The sequence below is a fragment of the Erwinia sp. S38 genome, from assembly GCF_016624545.1.
GTDB classification, from domain to species: Bacteria; Pseudomonadota; Gammaproteobacteria; order Enterobacterales; family Enterobacteriaceae; genus Erwinia; species Erwinia coffeiphila.
On the sequence record NZ_JACVTS010000015.1, the window covers coordinates 81,488 to 99,492 of the forward strand.

Here is an 18,005-nt window from a genome sequence, read left to right on the forward strand (position 1 = left end):
GCTGTAAAAACTAAAACGCTGCCCGGCGTTTTCACGCGGGGCAGCGTTAGGTCTTTCAGGTTCAGCGCCTCATTCGCAGCGACGGTGGAGCAACCTCTTACAAACTACTCAAAGCTCAGCCCTGTTCCAGGCGTGGCCCTGCCAGGGCAATACGCGCACCGGCTTCATTATCACTGTACTGTTTAAAGTTACTGATAAACAGCTGCGCCAGTCTCTCTGCGGCTTCCTGCCACTGCGCCGGGGATGCCCAGGCGTTACGCGGATCGAGGGTGGCGGCATCCACCCCGGCAATCTCCTGCGGAATGGCGAGGCCAAATATCGGCAGTGCTTCCTCACGCAGTGCGCCCGTTTCCCCTTCCAGGATGGCGTTAACGATCTGGCGCGTATCCTTCAGCGACAGGCGCTGACCCGCGCCGTTCCAGCCGGTATTCACCAGCCAGACTTCCGCACCGCTCTGCGCGACCTTCTCCTGCAGCACATCGGCGTACTGCGTTGGGTGCAGCAGCAGGAAAGCCGCGCCGTAGCAGGCCGAGAAGGTCGGCGTTGGGGCGGTAATATCGCGCTCGGTTCCCGCAAGCTTCGAGGTGAAGCCGGACAGGAAGTGGTACTGCATCTGTTCCGGCGTCAGGCGCGAAACCGGCGGCAGCACCCCGAATCCATCCGCTGCAAGGAAGATAATGCGTGAAGGATGACCGGCGCGGGAAACCGGCTGCACGATATTCTCAATATGCGACAGCGGATAGGAGACACGGGTGTTCTCGGTTTTGCTGCCGTCGGCATAATCCACGCTGCCGTCGTCCCTGACCACTACGTTTTCCAGCAGCGCGTTACGACGGATGGCGCCATAAATTTCCGGTTCGGACTCCGCCTTCAGATTGATGGTCTTGGCATAGCAGCCGCCTTCAAAGTTGAATACGCCGTCAGCATCCCAGCCGTGCTCATCATCGCCAATCAGCTGGCGGCGCGGATCGGTCGAAAGCGTAGTTTTACCGGTGCCGGAGAGGCCAAAGAACAGCGCCACGTCGCCCTTTTCACCCCGGTTTGCTGAACAGTGCATCGAAGCGATTCCTTTCAGCGGCAGCAGGTAGTTCATCACTGAGAACATGCCTTTCTTCATCTCGCCGCCGTACCAGGTTCCACCAATCAGCTGGATATTTTCCGTCAGGTTGAAGGCAACGAAGTTCTCGGAGTTAAGCCCCTGCTCCTGCCATTGCGGATTCACACATCCCGCGCCGTTAATCACCGTGAAGTCCGGCGTAAAGTCTACGAGCTCCTCGTCGGTGGGGGCGATAAACATGTTTTTGACGAAGTGTGCCTGCCACGCCACTTCCGTCACAAAACGCACCGCCAGGCGGGTATCTGCGCTGGCACCGCACCAGGCATCAACGATGTACAGCGCTTTCTCCGACAGGTAGTCGGCAACCCGCGTTTTCAGGTGCGCCCATACGTCAGCGGACATCGGTTTGTTATCGTTACGGCCCGTACCGGCATCAGACCACCACAGGGTATGACGGGTCACGTCGTCGCGAACGATGTACTTGTCGCGTGGAGAACGGCCGGTGAACTCGCCGGTATCCACCGTCACTGCGCCAGACGTCGTCAGCGTACCGCGAGCGGGTCCCTTCAGGTCAGCAGCGGTTTCATGTTCGAAGAGCAATTCGTAATTCGGGTTATAGATCACCTCGCGAACATCATTGATGCCAAGGCTTGAGAGATGTTGCATGACAGATTGAATGGCGCTCATAGAATACCCTGACTCATTGGATGAATGGCGAGGTGGCAATAGCCGACCTCATGATGCAGCGGATAGTAACACCGGCTTTGTGATGCAGAAATTGCATTTAAATCATCCGCCATGTAAAAATTGCATAGCGATGGGGGCTGAAATCGGAGCAGAGAAGTGCTAAGTAATCTCGAAGTGAAATGGCTTTATGATGTAATTGCGCTGGAAGAGTGCCGCAGCTTCACGCTTGCGGCAGAGAAACGAAATATTTCCCAATCCTCCTTCAGCAGAAGAATTCAGTCACTGGAGTCCAACCTGGGTTTCAGCGTCTTCAACCGCAATGTGAATCCCCCCCAGTTAACGCCGCAGGGCAGAATATTCGTCGGCTACGCCAGGAATATGCTCGACGATATGGATTTCCAGATTAGCCGCATCAAGGGCGAGGATAAGCTGAAGCAGAGCATCCGCATTGATGCCGCCCCGTCGCTTTCCGTTCTGCTGCTGCCCGATCTGTTAGCCGAATACCGCGACAGCCCGGATAAGGTGTTCTTCGTTGAATCGATTAACGTCAACGATGCGGTGTTTAATCTGAAGGAGGGGAAAAGTGATTTTATCCTGTCGTTTTATAACGAAGAGCTGATGAATTACCCGTTTATCAATCATAAAATCTTCGATTCGTCTCTGCACCTGGTCTCGCCCTGCGATCCTGACGGTAAGCCGCTGTTCTCGATAAACGATAGCCCGCTGCCGCTGGTCAAATATGCCAATGACAGCTATATGGGGCGTCAGGTCAATCAGGTCATCGATCGCATACCGAACACCACCTTTCTGCTGACTTTTGTTTCCTCGATGAGTGAGCTGCTGAAAAGGATGATCCTGAAGGGCGACGCCGTTGGCTGGCTGCCTGATTACTCGATTCAGCGTGAGCTGGAAGAGAAGAGACTCGCGATTATGGACCCGGGCCTTACCCTGAAGATTTCAGCGTATGTTTATCGCTCCGGCGCGCGTTTGAATCTGACGGCAGAGCGCTTCTGGCGCTATATGAAGGAACGAAATACGGAGGGTTAAGGGAAAGAATTACCTGCGATAGGAATTATTTCAATGTTGGACGATCCAGAAGAGTTCCGAGTGATATGTATTAACCAAACAGCTCACTGTGAGTACCGAGGTTTATAAAGGTGACAAGATTTTCTTTCTCTAAAATCCGATAAACCAGCAAAAAGTCGCCGCCGATGTGGAGTTCTCTGGAGCCACCCCATTCAGCGCCGTGTAATTCGTGATCAAGATACTCAGCGGGTAACTCTTTAGCAGCAAAAATCAACGCCATTACAGTGACCAGATCATTCATATTTCGCCGACCGGCCTTGTTATAGCGCTCCCATGCTTTAGCAAAGGTTTTGGTATATTCAACTCTTCGGGGCTGTCGACTTCTCTTGATGTTCATCCGCATTCAATCCTTTGAGTAGAGATTCCATCGAATCGTAACGATGCTTAGCATTTGCCTCAATGTCATCTGCTTCCTGCAGAGCAATTCGCATTTTTGCCGACGGGCGTTTCACTTCAAACGGTAACCCCTGAGAATGAACAACCTGTTCAAGAAACAGACGCACGGCACTGCTAACAGTCAGGCCACAGTCACGTAATACATCCGTCGCCTCTTTTTTAAGATCTTCCGAGATCCGCATTTTGATACTGGTTTGCATGATTATCACCTCGACAATTGTGGGAACATTGTACCCACGCAAGAGTAATAGGTCAAAATTCTGCCTTTCGGTTTAACGTTACGCCGCTCCCGTAGCTTACGCGGAATACGCTCAATTCAAGATGCAATACAGGCATCAGCAACTTGCCCGGGCCCCCCTTTTACCCCATAGTTTCTGCTCATCCCTGCCAGGAGGCCCAAATGCTAAAAGTGATCGCTGAAGACTTTATCAAACCCGAACACATCGAAACCGTGCTGCCGCTGTACCGCGAGCTGGTTGCCGCCACGAAACAAGAACCGCTGTGTATTGCTTACGATCTGTTTATCGATGAGAAAGATCCGGGGCACTTTATCTTTATCGAAGAGTGGCCGGACCATGCGGCGCTGGATGTACACTGTGCCACGGAGCATTTTCAGCGGCTGGTCCCTGCTATCAATCAGTATCAGCGGCAGGACGGGCGGATTGTTTTGATGGATACCGTGGTGAGCCCGGCGACAAATTAATACCCCTCTTCACGGGTGACATTTCCCATCCCGAGATGTCACCTTCTTTAATTTTGTGACCAGCCTCACAAACCACTGCGACCGCGAAAGTGAAACAATCCCTCCTACAATCAACACGCTAACTAATCCTGACTGCCGCAATAAATATGATAAAAGTCACAAAATAACAATCAGTCCACTATTTTCAAGCAAAGGTCACTTTTTTGCTATGTCATCGCCGTAGTGAACAGGGAAAGATAGCAAACCTGTTCTGCAAATTTTGCTCTGCGCACACGCTCAGGAGTCGGCATGGCGGTTTCAATCACCTGGTTATGCGAACTTAATGAAGGGATTCATGCCCGACCCGCTGGCTATATCGCCCGGCTGTGCAACCTGTTTCAGGCCGCTATCGACTGGGAAAACACCCGCACCGGGCTACGGGCGAATGCAAAAAGCGCCCTCTCGCTGATTGCCAGCGACACGTTGCTCAACGATGAATGCCGCATCACGCTGGACGGGGAAGATGAACAGCAGGCTGCAGCCCGGCTGCGCGCGCTGCTGGTGGATCTTCCGGCGTTCAGCATGCAGCCCGAACCGGTCGTCAGCCAGGGCTACCTGCCCCGCTGCCTGCGCGAGCTGAACCCGCAGGTGACTCAGGGCACCCGCATTCACCAGGGAGCCGCCATTGCCCGGCCGCGGGTGATGCAGAGCCTGACCTTCGCCGACATTATCGATCGCACTCCCGGGCATACCGACGGGGTCGAAAGCGAAACGGCGCGCTTTCGTGCCGGGATAGCGTCGCTGCGCGGGGAGAAACAGCGCGCCCTGAGTCAAACCCGGGGTATTGAGCACGATCTGATTGCGGCACACCTCACGCTGATTGACGACGGTGAGTTTCAGGATGCAACGATCGGGTATCTTAACGACGGGATGAATGCCTGGTCGGCTATCGTCCGGGTGTCGCAGGACGTTTGCCAGCAGCTTGAGCAATCGTCCAGCCGCTACCTGCAGGAGCGCACGCTGGATGTGCTCGACATCGCCACGCAGCTGATCGGCGCAGCCTATGGTGAACGGGCGCTGAACAGAAGTCCGCTGCTGCTCACTGAACCGGCGATTGTTTTCGCCAGCTATCTGACCCCCAGCCTTTTGCTGGCGCTGGACAGAAACCGGCTGGCGGGTCTGGTGCTGTCATCCACCGGCAAAACCTCGCACACGGCGATACTGGCCCGATCGCTGGATATTCCCACCCTCGCCGATGTTGACTTTGCGGCGCTGATGCTGGATAGCAGGCAGCCAGTCGTCATCGACGCTGAATCCGGCATTCTTATCGCCCACCCGGATGAAAACGTGCTGCGCCACAACAGGTGCTGGCGCTGAACGGCTGCGATCGTCTGACCGTATCTCCGGCGCTGCTGGCGCAGCTACAGCAAAGCCAGGGGCCGGTGCCCGCGCCGCTGAACTATGCAGGCGAAGTACTGGCTAAGCCTGCGGCCATGACCGAAGCAGAATTCTACTGGGCGCATAATCAGGACGCGATGGCGGTGGAAAAACTGGCTGAAGGGATTCGCCTGTTTGCCGTCGACCAGAACAGTCTGGAGACGTTGCTGGAGCAGTATCTGTAGGAGGGTGCCTGCATGACGAAGGGTTTGCCAGCCGCCGGATTAGGCCGTATGTTGAAAGCTGTTCCTTACCCGGCGGGTAATCCCTTTTTCAATGTTGAGGCAAGATGGAATCGTTGTTTGTCTACGGCACGCTGCGCCCGGGCCATTCGAATGCGCATATTATGGAAAACATCGGCGGCGAATGGCTGGCAGGCCACGTTACCGGAACCTTTTACGAGCGGGGCTGGGGCGCGGCGGCGGATTTCCCCGGCATTGTGCTGCACAGCGATGGCGCGCAGGTGAACGGCTACCTGTTTTTATCCGACAATTTGCAGGCGCACTGGCCGATGCTGGATGAATTCGAAGATGGCTATGACCGGGTGACGGTTGACGTCACCACGGTTGATGGCCTGCAGGTGAGCGCCTGGATTTATCAGCTACAGCCTGAGTCCGGGCTGTAGCAGTAAGCGCGGGTCAGGCGGATTGATACCTCTCCGCCACCTTCGCCTGATTAATATCGGCAATCAACGCCTGCCGCGCGGCGTCCAGGCTGCTCCAGCTTGATGCACTCTGCACCGGCGGAATGGTGACCGTTTCCCGCCGGTCAAAGCCCACCAGCGCGGCGTCGACCAGATCGCCCGCTTCCATCATCTGCGGCAGGGTGTTGATATCAATGCCCGCGCGATCCCAGATTTCGGTGTAAGTGCCGGCAGGCAGCACCGCCTGTACGTATACGCCTTTATCCGCCAGTTCAACGTTCAGCCCCTGGGACAGGAACAGCACGAAGGCTTTCGTTGCGCCATAGACCGACATGCCAAATTCCGGTGCCAGCCCTACGACCGAGCTGATGTTGACGATAGCGCCCTCCCCGGCCTGCACGAAACGTGGCGTGACCGCGTTAGCCAGCCGCGTCAGTGCGGTAACGTTCAGCGCGATTAGGCGCTCAATCGAATCGGCCGTCTGCCCGGCAAATCCCCCCGACTGGGCGATACCGGCATTGTTGATCAGAATGCCGATTTTCGCATCGTCGCGCAGGCGCGCTTCTACCGTGGCGACGTCATCCGACTGCGTGAGGTCGGCGGGCAGAATATCCACGGCAACGCCGTTTTCCCGCTGCAAACGTTCAGCCAGTGCGGCCAGCTTTGCTTTATCGCGCGCCACCAGCACCAGGTCATGCCCGCGTTGGGCAAAGCGCTGCGCATAAACTGCGCCAATACCGGTTGAGGCACCTGTAATCAGAACGGAAGGTTTGGACATCTGCGTGTTTCCTCTGTGGATGATTGAATGAGTCGTGCTGCCCATATTGCTCTCTGCCTGCCGCACCCGGTTGGCACGGAAGATCCCGCTGACGGCAGCAATGCGACGCGAAATTAATGATGACGATCATAATCTAAACAGTCAACATTTTTTGATTACGGTCATCATCAATGTATAATTGCGGCAGAAATTTCGCTCAGAGGAGCCAGCAGCAATGAAAGTGTCGAAAGAACAGGTACGTGAAAATCGCCAGCATATTGTCGAAACGGCCTCGGCGCTGTTTCGTGAGCGCGGCTTCGATGGGGTTGGCGTGGCGGAGCTGATGTCTGCGGCGGGCTTTACCCACGGCGGGTTCTACAAGCACTTTGCTTCTAAGGCGGATCTGATGGCGGAAGCGGTGAGCTGCGGCTTTGTGCAGGCGGCAGGTATGTCCGGCGGCACCACCCGGGAAGAATTTGTTGAGCGCTATCTTTCCCGCCAGCATCGCAATGCGATGGGGTCAGGCTGCGTGATGTCGGCGCTCGGCACCGACACGGCGCGCCAGCCCGAGTCGGTTAAGGCCATATTTGCCGCCGGTATTGAAAAGAATCTGGCCAGCCTCTCGGGCGAAGAAGGGGAAAAAGGCGCAAAGCGTGCCGATCTGATCGACACCCTCGCGCATCTGGTAGGTGCGATGGTGCTGTCCCGCGCCTGCCCGGATGATTCCGCGCTGGCCGATGAAATTCTGGCCGTTTGTCGGGCGCGGATTCTTGCAGAGGGCAATGACCAGGATTAAGCCATCCGCGGCTTAACCGTCAGAGCACCGCTAGTGAGGCGTTAACCACCTCGATCAAGACGCCCGCCGGAACGCCGTCCCGCGCCTGTACCGACAGGCCGTGCAGCACCAGCGCAAAATAGTTGCCCAGCAGGTCCGGGTTGGCATCGCTCTTCAGCTGCCCGGCCTCCGCCGCCTGGCGGAAGCGGTCAATAATCGATTCCGTCCGTAGGCGGCGCTGTTCTGCCATCCACTGCTGCAACGGCTGATTTTCATCGCTGAGCGCACCGGCGGCGGAAACCACCATACAGCCCGCTGGCGCAAGCGGCCGGGTATAGAGCGCGATGGCATCCATTAACATTCGCTTGATCGCGAGGGCAATCTCACCCTCTTCCAGCGCCCGTGCAGCAAAACCGCCTTCGTGTTCCGCATAGTGCGCCACCGCCTCGCGGAACAGCTGTTCCTTCGAGCCAAACGCTTTATAAATGCGGGCGGAGGCAATGCCCAGCGCCGCCACCAGATCGGACATCGACGTGCCCTCAAAGCCATGACGCCAGAATAAATCCCGCGCCTGAATCAGGGCGGCTTCGCGATCGAATTCTCTGGGTCTTCCGGCCATAGCGGTTCTCTTTTCTCGGATGATACGTTCAGGATCTGGCAGTAAGAATATCACATTAAATCAGCCACCTTCTGCCCTGATGACTGAGCACTACGTGCTGCGTTAACAAAAACGCCTTGTGGCCGTTTCGTCAGATCTCTATTGTTTGCCAATCGACAAACAATAGAGGTTCATATGCAAACGATCAAGGGTCCCAGCCTGCACCTGGCGCAGTTCAGTGATGATGTTTTCCCGTTTAACAGTCTTGAGGCGATTGCCGGATGGGCAGCGGAGAACGCTTTTCGCGCTCTGCAAATCCCGGCCTGGGATAAGCGGCTGTTTGACGTCAATCTGGCGGCGGAAAGCCAGCAGTACTGCGATGAGATAACCGACATGCTCGCGCGGCACGGGCTGGTAATCAGCGAGCTGACCACGCATATTTTCGGCCAACTGATGGCGGTACACCCGGCCTACGATGCGCTGTGCGACAGCTTTGCGCCGCCGCACCTGCACGGCAAACCGGAAGCCCGCACCGCATGGGCAAAACAGCAGCTGCTGGCGGCAGTCAGCGCCTCTTCCCGCCTTGGGCTGACCGAGATGGGTACCTTTTCCGGCTCGCTGGCCTGGCCCTACGTGTTCCCCTTCCCCCAGCGCCCGGCCGGGCTGGTGGAAACCACCTTTGACGAGCTGGCCCGCCGCTGGCTGCCGATCCTTGATGCCTGCGAGGAACAGGGTGTGAACCTGTGTTATGAAATTCATCCGGGCGAGGATCTGCACGACGGCATCTCATTTGAGATGTTCTTACAGCGCACCGGCCATCATCCGCGCTGTAAAATCCTGTTCGATCCCAGCCACTTCGTCCTGCAACAGCTGAATTACCTCGATTTTCTGGATATCTACCGCGACCACATCGGCATGTTCCACGTCAAAGACGCCGAGTTTAATCCCACCGGGCGTCAGGGCATGTATGGCGGCTACCAGTCGTGGGCGGATCGCGCCGGGCGTTTTCGCTCAACGGGAGACGGTCAGGTCGACTTCAGGGCGATATTCTCCCGCCTGACTCAGAACGGTTACGCCGGGTGGGCGGCGCTGGAATGGGAGTGCTGCCTGAAGAATAAGGACGATGGCGCACGCGAGGGGGCGGCGTTTATCCGCGACCATATTATTCCGGTCACCGATAAAATTTTCGATGATTTCGCGGCGGCCCCGGTCAGCCAGAGTCAGATAGACCGCCTGTTAGGCATCACCACCACGGAGACTGAACACCATGGCTAACCCAACCCGCCACCATCACTCTCTGCGCGTTAACGGACGCCGTCTGCACTGCGTCACTCAGGGCCACGGCCCGGCGGTCCTGCTGATCCCCGGCTGGCCGCAGACGTGGTACACGTGGCGGCACGTGATGGAGCATCTGGCCCGCGCGGGCTATACCGCCGTAGCGGTCGATCCGCCCGGCACCGGCGAGTCGGACGCACCGACCGGCGGTTTTGATACCGGGAATATCGCCGCGCAGCTGACTGACGTGATGTCCCAGCTCGGCCACGAACGCTATCCGGTTATCGGCCATGATATTGGCATGTGGGTGGGCTACGCCATGGGCGCAGATTTCCCGCAGCGCGTGCATTCGCTGCTGCTGACCGAAGCGGTGATCCCCGGACTGGCTCCGGCACCGGAGATTTTTGTCAGCCCGCAGGAGACTATCTTCCTCTGGCACTTTATGTTCAACCAGCTGGGCGGCCTGCCGGAGGCGCTGATCACGGGTCGCGAGCGGCTGTATCTCAGCTATATGTTCGATAAATGGTCATGGCGGCGGGAACGCGTGGCGGCGGAAGTCTATATCGACGCCTACAGCGTGCCGGGGAAACTGGAGGCCGGATTTAACTACTATCGCGCCATCCCGGAGACCATCCGCCAGAATCAGCAGCGGGCCGCCACGCCGCTGAGTATGCCGGTGCTGGCTATCGGTGCCGAGCACGCCACGCGGGATGCCCCGGCGGAGACGATGAAAAAAGTCGCCCCTGATTTACGCAGCGCGATGGTCAGCGACTGCGGGCATTTTATTACCGAGGAGTGCCCGGATGAATTCTGTGCGCTGATCGCCGCGTTTTTACAGGAGAAAGGCTATGCCGCTCGATAGCGCAACGCAGCGCTGGCTGGCCGCCGCGCCCGCTTTCAACGCCGCCGTGCCGCTGGCGGTAATGCGGTCGGCCACCGACGCAGGATTGATCGCCGGTCAGCAGCCCGTAGCCGGGAAAATTCGCGACTGGCAGGCGTTAAGCATAGAAGCGGAGGATGGCTGGCCGGTCGCGGTAAGGATGTATTTCCCTGCCGGGGCAAAAGACGGTGAGGCGCATCCGGCTTTGGTGTATGCCCACGGCGGCGGCTGGTGCCTGGGCGGTCTCGACGCCTGGAGTACTCCGTGCCAGCAGCTGGCCGACGCCACCGGCAGCGTGGTGTTCTCCGTTGGCTATCGCCTGGCTCCGGAGCACCCGTTCCCGGTGCCGTTAAGCGATTTTTATGCCGCGCTTTGTGCCATCTCCGACCGCGCGGATTCGCTGGGCATCGACCCGCAGCGCATCGCGGTTGGCGGCGACAGCGCGGGCGGCAACCTGGCCGCAGCGGCCTGCCTGCTGGCGCGAGATCGCCAGGGGCCGTTGATTGCCCGCCAGCTGCTGCTGTACCCGGCACTGGATACGGCGATGCAGTCGGCTTCCTGGCAGCAGTTCGGCGAGGGCTTTGGCCTGACGCGGTCAGTGATGGAATACTGCTGGGAGCGCTATTTGCCCGACGCTCGCGAGCAGCCGAATCCGCTGGCCAGCCCGTCAGCGGCCGCATCGCTGCACGGCCTGCCGGACACGCTGCTGCTGAGCTGTGAATGCGATCCGCTGCGGGATGAGGCGGAAGCGTACGCCCGCAGACTGGCGCGGGATGGCAACAATGTGCGGCTCGAACGGCTGGCGGGGACGGTCCATGGCGCGATGCATATGACCGCCGTCACGCCCGCCGCGTGGGGGGTATTTGAACAATGCGCAGCGCTGTGGGATAGGCCTGCAACTTAACGCCGCCGGATCTTCCCGTTGAGCGCGTTCCCGCGCCTGCCGCAATGGTCAGGCGCGGTTTTAACCACGGTTAATGGTGGATAATCTGCTCCAGGAAATCTCTTGCCCGCCCGGAAGCCGGAGCGGTAAAGAAGGCATCGGTCGGCGAGTCTTCGATGATTTCTCCGGCGTCCATAAAGATCATCCGGTCGGCGATTTTCCGCGCGAAGCCCAGCTCATGGGTCACGCAGCACATGGTCATGCCCTGCTCCGCCAGTTCCGCCATCACCGCCAGCACTTCGGCGACCATTTCCGGGTCCAGCGCCGAGGTCGGTTCATCAAACAGCATCACCTTTGGCTCCATCGCCAGCGCGCGGGCTATCGCCACGCGCTGCTGCTGGCCGCCGGAAAGCTGTGCCGGGTATTTATGACCATGGGATTTCATGCCGACGCGCTCCAGCAGCTCGTGGGCTTTTTTCTGCGCCTGCTCGCGACTGTGTTTAAGGATGCGCATCTGCGGCACGATTAAATTGTCCATCACCGTCATATGCGGGAACAGTTCGAACGACTGGAATACCATGCCTACCTGCTGGCGCAGCGCGGGCAGGCTGGTTTTTTTATCGCTCAGCACCATACCGTCAATATTAATCTCCCCTTTCTGGAACGGCTCCAGCGCATTCATACACTTGATCAGGGTAGATTTACCGGAGCCGGAAGGACCGCAGATCACCACCACTTCCCCCTTCTGAATATCAAGGGTGCAGTTTTTGAGTACCGGCAGCTCGCCGTAGTATTTAGTCAGATTTTTAATCGCGATCATGCTGTTTTCTCCTGCAAAAGGGTGACCAGGCTGTTGGCAACCACCAGGGTGGCGCGGCGTAAGTCATCAAGGTGAATGCGTTCGTCGGCGCGATGGCCGTTCGCTTCCAGGAAACTGCGCGGTCCGGCACCGTACATGATGGTCGGGATACCGGCACCGCTGTACAGCCGCGAGTCGGTGTACAGCGGCAGGCCGACCAGCGGAATGGGCTCATTGAACACGGCTTCGGCCTGCTGGCTGAAAATCTCTGCCAGCGCCAGGCTCTGCGGCGAAGGGGTAAACGGGCGGGCGAGCAGGATGCGACGCGCGTTGAAGGCCACGCCGGGAACCTGGCGCTGTACGTCGGCGACCAGCGCCAGCAGTTCCTGCTCGACGGCCTCCGGGTTTTCTTCCGGGATGATGCGGCGATCCAGGCGCAGCACGAAATTGTCCGACACGACGTTGGTGTTAATGCCGCCGTTGACCAGGCCTATCACCAGCGTCGGTGAGTCGATGCCGTCAATTGCCGAATGGGTTTCGCCCAGCGCATCGCGATAGCGGTAGAGAGCAGTCATCAGGCGATTTCCGGCTTCAATGGCATCGCAGCCGGTGGTGGGAAATGCGGCGTGGGCCGACTGGCCTTTTAAATCAATTTCCAGATGCAGGCAGCCGTTGTGCGCGGTGACCACAAAGTAGCTCAGCGCGGCACAAACCACGTAGTCCGGTTTGCTGTGGCCGTTGGCCAGCAGCCAGCCGGGGCCGGTCGATCCGCCCGTCTCTTCGTCGTATGTGATATGCAGTTCAACGGTGCCTTGCAAATCTGCACCGCTGTGAATCAGCGCCAGCAGCGCGGAAGTGTAGGTGGTGATATCGGATTTCGATACCGCCGCGCCGCGCCCGTACAGCCAGCCGTCCTCAATTTCCGCGCCGTAGGGATCTTTGCTCCAGCCGCCGCCCGGCGGCACCACGTCACCGTGGGCGTTCAGCGCCACGGTCGGGCCGGGGCCAAAGCGGTGGCGGACAATCAGGTTGGTGGCGCTGCGCATGCCGCCTGCGGCGACGACGTCATCGGGCACGGTGAGAATTTCCACCTCCAGCCCGAGGTCGTGCAGGCAGCGGGCGGTCATCAGCGCGTGGGGAGTACAGTCGCCTGGCGGATTGTCCGACGGCATCTGCACCAGCTTTTTCAGCATCTCAACCTGCTGTTCAAAATGGTTATCAATCCAGTCGGCGAGAGTGTGTTGTGTATTGCTCACGAAAAGAAATCCTTATTATCAGTGGAATCGGGAAATCGCATAGGGCGCAAGATCGATCTCGCTGCGGCCCTGCAAAATCTGTTGTGACAGGCTCCAGGCGACAACCGGTGCCAGCGTGTAGCCGTTAGAGGTGACCGCGTGATAAAAGCCCGCTTTGCCGGGGACTTCACCGACGATCGGCGCACCGTCGATATTGATGTTCATCCCCGCCCAGCTGCGCACCATATGCAGGCTGTTGAGGGCGGGCAGCACTTTCCCGGCCACCCACAGGTTGCCTTCGATGCTGGCGCGCAGTGACTGGTTCATCCGCATTTCGGGGTTAAATCCGGCGCTCCAGCCGCCGCCGATCAGGATGCTGCCGTGTGCGGTTTGCTTGAGGCTCAGGTGGCGGCCCGCGTGGGCGATCAGGTGGTCAATACGCGGCGCGGACTGTTCGGTGACGATCATTTGCAGCGGCGCGCCTTTGACCGGCAGCGGAACATCGACCATTTCCGCCACTTTGGCCGCCCAGGCTCCGGCGGCGTTGATCACCCGCCCGGCTTCAATCACCCCACGGCTGGTCTGCACCCGGTAACCGCCGTGCGGCAGTGGTTCGATGGCTTGCACATCGGTCCCGCGCTGGAAGCGTGCACCGGCCTCCGTCGCCAGTCTGTTGACCACGTAGGTGGCGCGCAGCGGGTTAATTTTTCCTTCCATCGGGCAAAACTCTGCGCCGAGCAGGTCCGGTGACAGATGAGGAGAAAGCCGGTTGAGCTGGGCGGCATCCAGCAGTTCGGTTTCAATGCCGTAGCGGCGCTCCAGGGCGATTTTCTGCTCCAGAAAGCGCATGTCCTGTTCCGTTTCGGCCACCATCAGCCCACCGGTAATTTTAATTTCCAGCGATTCGCCGCTGGCCTGTTCCAGCGCCTGCCACAGCCTGACCGACGTCGGACCCAGCGGTAGCGTCTGCGCCGCCGGGCCGCCGCCCTCCTGCGCCTTGCTACCAAAATCAAAGGACAGCAGCTGTACGTGCAGGCTGCCCGCATTGGCACCGGAGGCCTGCAGGTTGATCTCGTCACGCTCCACCACCAGCACACCGGCACCGCCCGCCGCGAGGTAATAACCGAGGCAGTTACCCATCACCCCGCCGCCAATCACCAGAATGTCGGTTTTTTGCAACGGCAGCGCGGTCTGCTCCACCGGTCGGGCAAGATTGGGAGTGATGGCGGGTTTATGCCCGCCCCATTCCGGTTTTTCAAAGGCCAGCGCGGCAATCGGCACGGGGCGCACGGGGAAACGCGGCGCGTAAAATCCGCTGACGGTGTTCCGGCGGCCGGTCATCTCCTCCACCAGCTGCGCCACCATCCCGGAACAGGTGCGCCCCTGGCACAGCCCCATACCGCTGCGCAGATTGCGCTTCAGCGCGGCGGGGGTGTCGATTCCCTGGCTGATGGCCTGGCGCAGGCGGCCCAGAGTGATATTTTCGCAGCGGCAGATCACCGTTTCGTCTTCCAGCGAGGCCAGGCTGACGGCCGGTGCCTGATAGACCTGCCACAGCGCGCGCTGGAAATCCTCGGCCCGGGTCAGGCGGGATGTGAGGGTAGGAATCTCCTGAGGGCTGACCGTTTTGCCCAGCGCGGCAGCGGCGGCGAGACCCGCCAGCCTGCCACGCGCCTGCGCCACCTGTGCGCCGCCCAGTTTCGCGCCGTCACCCACGACGTAAACCCCGCTGACGCTGGTTGCGCCGTTTGAATCGGTTTTAATCGTCGGCGTGCTGAACGGCGTGGCGGAAAGCTGCTGTTCGCAGCCGAGCATACGGGCAAGATCGGTGGAAGGGATAAAACCGTGGCCCAGGCAGAGCACATCGCAGCCGATTTCCCGGCGGGAACCGGCAATACGCTGCCCGTTCGCGTCGACGCGCATCACGGTGATCCGCTCCAGGCGCTGTTGCCCGTGCGCGGCCACCACCTCATAGCCCCAGCTGAGCGACACGCGATGTTTTTTTAATACGCCAAGGTAGTGCCGCCCTTTCCACAGCAGTTCGGGGGCCGCCTGCAGCATGGTGAAGATCTGGCGGAAATGCTTCAGCCCGGGTTTCGGCGCGCGCTCCAGCACTTCGACAACGGAACCCTGACTCTCCAGCAGGTCGGCGGCAAACTGCAGATTCAGCGGGCCGTTGCCGCTCACTACCACCCGGCTGCCCGGGATCACGCGATAGGCTTTAGCCAGCGTCTGCCCGGCTCCGGTGGTCATCACGCCCGGCAGCGTCCAACCGGGAAACGGCACGGGGCGTTCGTAGGCACCGGTGGCAATAATCAGCTGCGCGGGGCGAAACAGCCGCGTCTGACCGTTAACCATCACGGCGATTTCATTCACGGAGAAGGCCGCCCAGACGGTGGCCTGCTGAATAACGGTAATGCCCGCTGCGACGGCGTCGTTCAGCAGCTTTTCTCCATCCCGCCACTGCGGCGGCATGTTGCCGTGCAGAATATGGGACGGTGCCAGCGGCTTGAAAAACTGCCCGCCGCTCTGCGGTCGTTCATCAATGACAATAACCGCTGCCCCAGCCTGCGCCGCCACCAGCGCGGCGGAAAGCCCGGCAGGGCCGGCTCCCAGCACCAGCAGATCGCAGACGGTTTCAGCGGGTTCAACCGTCGCAGGTGCCGACGCCAGCGGCTGAGGCGTGCGATCGTCTGAACGACGGCTGTGAATTTGCATCCCCTGCTCAACCAGCGTCATACAGCTGCGCTGCGAACCTTTGCCGTCGACCTCCACCACGCATTCATAGCAGGAGCCCATCCCGCACCACAATCCGCGCTTTTCGCCCTGCGTATTTTCGCGCAGCGCCACGATATTACTGCGGGCCAGGGCGGCCGCGATCGTCTCTGAAGCCAGAGCCTGTATGGCCTGGCCATCAAACCAGATGGTCCGGGTTTCGGCACTCTGGCTGATATCTTGAGATTTTAGTTCCACAGATCTTGTGCTCCGACATCGTATACGTATACAGTACGTATACGGTATACAAACGGTGTTCATCAAGAACTTTCTCAAGGAACTCAGCATGTCTACGTTTCGCGGCACTTACACGGTATTGATTACCCCCTTTACCCCTGATGGTTCAGCAATAGATGTGCCAGCTTTGAAAAAACTGGTTAACTGGCAAATTGAACAGGGAATTCATGGACTTATTCCGCTCGGCAGCACCGGTGAGTTTTTATCGATGAGCCGCGAGGAGCGCCAGCTGGTCACTGAAACGGTGGTTTGCACCGCAAACGGGCGCGTGCCGGTGCTGATGGGCACGGGTGCAGAGTGGACCCCGGAATGCGTTGAGCTGAGCAAAGAAGCGGAAAGCATGGGTGCAGACGGGGTGATGATCATCCCGCCGTTTTACAGCTGCCCGAATGAAGACGAACTGTTTGCCCACTATCGCGCGGTCGGGGAAGCGATCTCCATCCCGATCATGATCTACAACAACCCGGCCACCGCCAACGTTGACCTGCTGCCGAAAACCGTCGCCCGACTGTCGCAGATCGATACGGTCAGCTACATCAAGGAATCCACGCTGGAAGTCACCCGCGTTCGCGACATTATCGAACTGTGCGGCGATCGGATGAACGTCTTTGCCGGAATACTCGGCTACGAATCATTCTGGCTGGGGGCCTGTGGCTGGGTGGCCGTGGCCTCTAACCTGCTGCCGTCGCAGTGTGCGCAGATGTTTGAAGCCGCAGCGGATCGTCTGGATCGCGACGCGGCCCTCGCCCTGTATCGCCAGATCCTGCCGGTGGTGCGAGCGGTGGGCGGACCGCACTACGTCGCCGCCAGCAAAGCCGGTCTGTCAATGATGGGGCTGGATGTCGGTATCCCGCGTGCGCCGCGCCTGCCGCTGGCCGACGATTTACATCATGTTTTACGTCATGAATTAGAAAAACTTAACGTGCTGAACAGCTTCCAGCATTAATCACTGGCCTGAATTGACACCCGGAGAATCAACATGAAAGCCAAATTAACCTTATTAGCCGCGCTAACGCTGCTGTCCGGCAGCGGCTTCGCCGACTGTACGGCACCGCAGGGCGCCAGCCTGGTTACCTCAGGCGAGCTGAAAATGTCAACCAACCCGACGCTGCCGCCGCTGCAATATGTCGACGGTGAAGGAAAGTTAAAGGGCATGCGCATTGAGATGGGCGAGGAGATTGCCAAACGCCTGTGCCTGAAAGCCGATTACACCCGCATTGAGTTCTCCGCGATGGTGCCCGGCCTGCAGGGTGGCCGCTGGGATATGATCAATACCGGCATTTTCTTCACCCCGGCCCGCGCGAAAATGATGTACATGATCCCGTATGAAAGCCAGGCGGTGAGTATTTCGACCCCACCTGCCGATGCAGGAAAAATCACCAAGGTTGAGGATCTGGCCGGTAAGAGCGTGGGCGTTGAGCTGGGCGGATTTGAAGAAACCACCATCCGCAAAATCAGCCAGCAGCTGGTTGCCAAAAACCTTAAGCCCGTTGATATCCACACCTTCGACAACTTCACCGTCGCTTTCCAGGCGCTGCGCGCAGGCCAGGTGAATGCGGTGATCAGTATTGACGCCGTGGCCGCCGACTATCAGCACAAAGGGATGTTTAAGCAGGTGATCTCGGGGCTGGAACCTACCCCGGTAGCCATCGCCTTTAAAGATCCGAAGCTGGCCGCCGCCGCCGCCGATGCGCTGAACAAGATGAATGCCGACGGCAGCCTGCCTGCGCTGTTTAAGAAATACGGCGCGGAAATGATCCCAGGAACCTTTAGCGTTCAGGGCCCCTCCTCTTAAACCACAGG

Annotated in this window: 18 protein-coding genes and 1 pseudogene; 11 read left to right on the top strand and 8 right to left on the bottom strand. The window is 59.0% G+C overall.

The annotated features are described in order from the left end of the window. Window positions 1–115 precede the first annotated feature (115 nt). Window positions 116–1,744: a phosphoenolpyruvate carboxykinase (ATP) gene (pckA, locus tag IBT46_RS17075; protein ID WP_200546643.1), complete on the bottom strand. Its 1,629-nt coding sequence runs from the start codon at window positions 1,742–1,744 to the stop codon at window positions 116–118. A gap of 156 nt (window positions 1,745–1,900) precedes the next feature. Here pckA and IBT46_RS17080 point away from each other — a divergent pair, with 156 nt between their 5' ends. Beyond that, on the top strand, window positions 1,901–2,791 hold the full coding sequence (locus IBT46_RS17080) for a LysR substrate-binding domain-containing protein (RefSeq protein ID WP_200546644.1): 891 nt from the start codon (window positions 1,901–1,903) through the stop codon (window positions 2,789–2,791). Window positions 2,792–2,861: 70 nt separating this feature from the next. Here IBT46_RS17080 and IBT46_RS17085 read toward each other — a convergent pair whose 3' ends face one another. Continuing rightward, entirely contained in the window at window positions 2,862–3,167 is a 306-nt protein-coding gene (locus IBT46_RS17085) for a type II toxin-antitoxin system YafQ family toxin (RefSeq protein ID WP_234480175.1), read from the bottom strand. Then, window positions 3,130–3,426 carry a type II toxin-antitoxin system RelB/DinJ family antitoxin gene (locus IBT46_RS17090; RefSeq protein ID WP_200546646.1) on the bottom strand — a complete coding sequence of 99 codons (297 nt, stop codon included), beginning with the start codon at window positions 3,424–3,426 and terminating at the stop codon, window positions 3,130–3,132. The genes IBT46_RS17085 and IBT46_RS17090 overlap by 38 nt, the downstream gene beginning before the upstream one ends. A gap of 200 nt (window positions 3,427–3,626) precedes the next feature. On the opposite strand from IBT46_RS17090, the gene IBT46_RS17095 reads away from it, so the two are divergent. The 4 genes and pseudogenes from IBT46_RS17095 (at window position 3,627) to IBT46_RS17110 (ending at window position 5,970) form a co-directional block, all read left to right on the top strand. Beyond that, window positions 3,627–3,929 carry a putative quinol monooxygenase gene (locus tag IBT46_RS17095; protein WP_200546647.1) on the top strand — a complete coding sequence of 101 codons (303 nt, stop codon included), beginning with the start codon at window positions 3,627–3,629 and terminating at the stop codon, window positions 3,927–3,929. 288 nt (window positions 3,930–4,217) lie between these two features. Further along, complete coding sequence (locus IBT46_RS17100) at window positions 4,218–5,285, top strand: PEP-utilizing enzyme (RefSeq protein ID WP_200546648.1); 1,068 nt, start codon at window positions 4,218–4,220, stop codon at window positions 5,283–5,285. Beyond that, window positions 5,267–5,530: pseudogene (locus IBT46_RS17105) on the top strand (transaldolase family protein); the annotation flags it as partial. The gene IBT46_RS17100 and the pseudogene IBT46_RS17105, both read left to right, overlap by 19 nt. Window positions 5,531–5,634: 104 nt before the next feature. Next, window positions 5,635–5,970, top strand: coding sequence for a gamma-glutamylcyclotransferase family protein (locus IBT46_RS17110; RefSeq protein ID WP_200546649.1), 336 nt, complete (start codon window positions 5,635–5,637; stop codon window positions 5,968–5,970). Between the two features lie 13 nt (window positions 5,971–5,983). Here IBT46_RS17110 and IBT46_RS17115 read toward each other — a convergent pair whose 3' ends face one another. Further along, on the bottom strand, window positions 5,984–6,766 hold the full coding sequence (locus tag IBT46_RS17115) for an SDR family oxidoreductase (protein ID WP_200546650.1): 783 nt from the start codon (window positions 6,764–6,766) through the stop codon (window positions 5,984–5,986). A 214-nt stretch (window positions 6,767–6,980) separates the two neighbouring features. On the opposite strand from IBT46_RS17115, the gene IBT46_RS17120 reads away from it, so the two are divergent. Beyond that, window positions 6,981–7,541, top strand: a complete 561-nt coding sequence (locus IBT46_RS17120; RefSeq protein WP_200546651.1) for a TetR/AcrR family transcriptional regulator — start codon at window positions 6,981–6,983, stop codon at window positions 7,539–7,541. A gap of 19 nt (window positions 7,542–7,560) precedes the next feature. Here the strand turns inward: IBT46_RS17120 and IBT46_RS17125 are convergent, their stop codons facing one another. Further along, window positions 7,561–8,139 carry a TetR/AcrR family transcriptional regulator gene (locus IBT46_RS17125; protein WP_200546652.1) on the bottom strand — a complete coding sequence of 193 codons (579 nt, stop codon included), beginning with the start codon at window positions 8,137–8,139 and terminating at the stop codon, window positions 7,561–7,563. 174 nt (window positions 8,140–8,313) lie between these two features. Here IBT46_RS17125 and IBT46_RS17130 point away from each other — a divergent pair, with 174 nt between their 5' ends. Genes IBT46_RS17130 through IBT46_RS17140 form a run of 3 tightly spaced genes read left to right on the top strand, consistent with a single transcriptional unit; the run spans window position 8,314 to window position 11,177 of the window. After that, window positions 8,314–9,393 (top strand): sugar phosphate isomerase/epimerase, encoded by a 1,080-nt coding sequence (locus IBT46_RS17130; protein WP_200546653.1) that lies wholly within the window; start codon window positions 8,314–8,316, stop codon window positions 9,391–9,393. Continuing rightward, window positions 9,386–10,255 carry an alpha/beta fold hydrolase gene (locus IBT46_RS17135; RefSeq protein WP_200546654.1) on the top strand — a complete coding sequence of 290 codons (870 nt, stop codon included), beginning with the start codon at window positions 9,386–9,388 and terminating at the stop codon, window positions 10,253–10,255. Before IBT46_RS17130 ends, IBT46_RS17135 begins: the two co-directional genes overlap by 8 nt. Further along, the gene (locus tag IBT46_RS17140) at window positions 10,242–11,177 is read left to right on the top strand and encodes an alpha/beta hydrolase (RefSeq protein WP_200546655.1); all 936 of its coding nucleotides are present in this window, start codon (window positions 10,242–10,244) and stop codon (window positions 11,175–11,177) included. Before IBT46_RS17135 ends, IBT46_RS17140 begins: the two co-directional genes overlap by 14 nt. Window positions 11,178–11,247: 70 nt before the next feature. On the opposite strand, the gene IBT46_RS17145 is transcribed toward IBT46_RS17140, so the two are convergent. The 3 genes from IBT46_RS17145 to IBT46_RS17155 are packed head-to-tail and all read right to left on the bottom strand — an operon-like array spanning window position 11,248 to window position 16,163. Then, complete coding sequence (locus tag IBT46_RS17145; protein WP_200546656.1) at window positions 11,248–11,976, bottom strand: amino acid ABC transporter ATP-binding protein; 729 nt, start codon at window positions 11,974–11,976, stop codon at window positions 11,248–11,250. Then, complete coding sequence (locus IBT46_RS17150) at window positions 11,973–13,211, bottom strand: M20/M25/M40 family metallo-hydrolase (protein ID WP_200546657.1); 1,239 nt, start codon at window positions 13,209–13,211, stop codon at window positions 11,973–11,975. The genes IBT46_RS17145 and IBT46_RS17150 overlap by 4 nt, the downstream gene beginning before the upstream one ends. A gap of 18 nt (window positions 13,212–13,229) precedes the next feature. After that, complete coding sequence (locus tag IBT46_RS17155) at window positions 13,230–16,163, bottom strand: FAD-dependent oxidoreductase (protein WP_200546658.1); 2,934 nt, start codon at window positions 16,161–16,163, stop codon at window positions 13,230–13,232. Window positions 16,164–16,251: 88 nt separating this feature from the next. Here IBT46_RS17155 and IBT46_RS17160 point away from each other — a divergent pair, with 88 nt between their 5' ends. Together IBT46_RS17160 and IBT46_RS17165 are read left to right on the top strand one after the other, a co-directional pair. Then, window positions 16,252–17,148, top strand: a complete 897-nt coding sequence (locus IBT46_RS17160; RefSeq protein WP_105592721.1) for a dihydrodipicolinate synthase family protein — start codon at window positions 16,252–16,254, stop codon at window positions 17,146–17,148. Window positions 17,149–17,181: 33 nt separating this feature from the next. Beyond that, window positions 17,182–17,997 (top strand): ABC transporter substrate-binding protein, encoded by an 816-nt coding sequence (locus IBT46_RS17165; RefSeq protein ID WP_200546659.1) that lies wholly within the window; start codon window positions 17,182–17,184, stop codon window positions 17,995–17,997. Window positions 17,998–18,005: the final 8 nt, after the last annotated feature.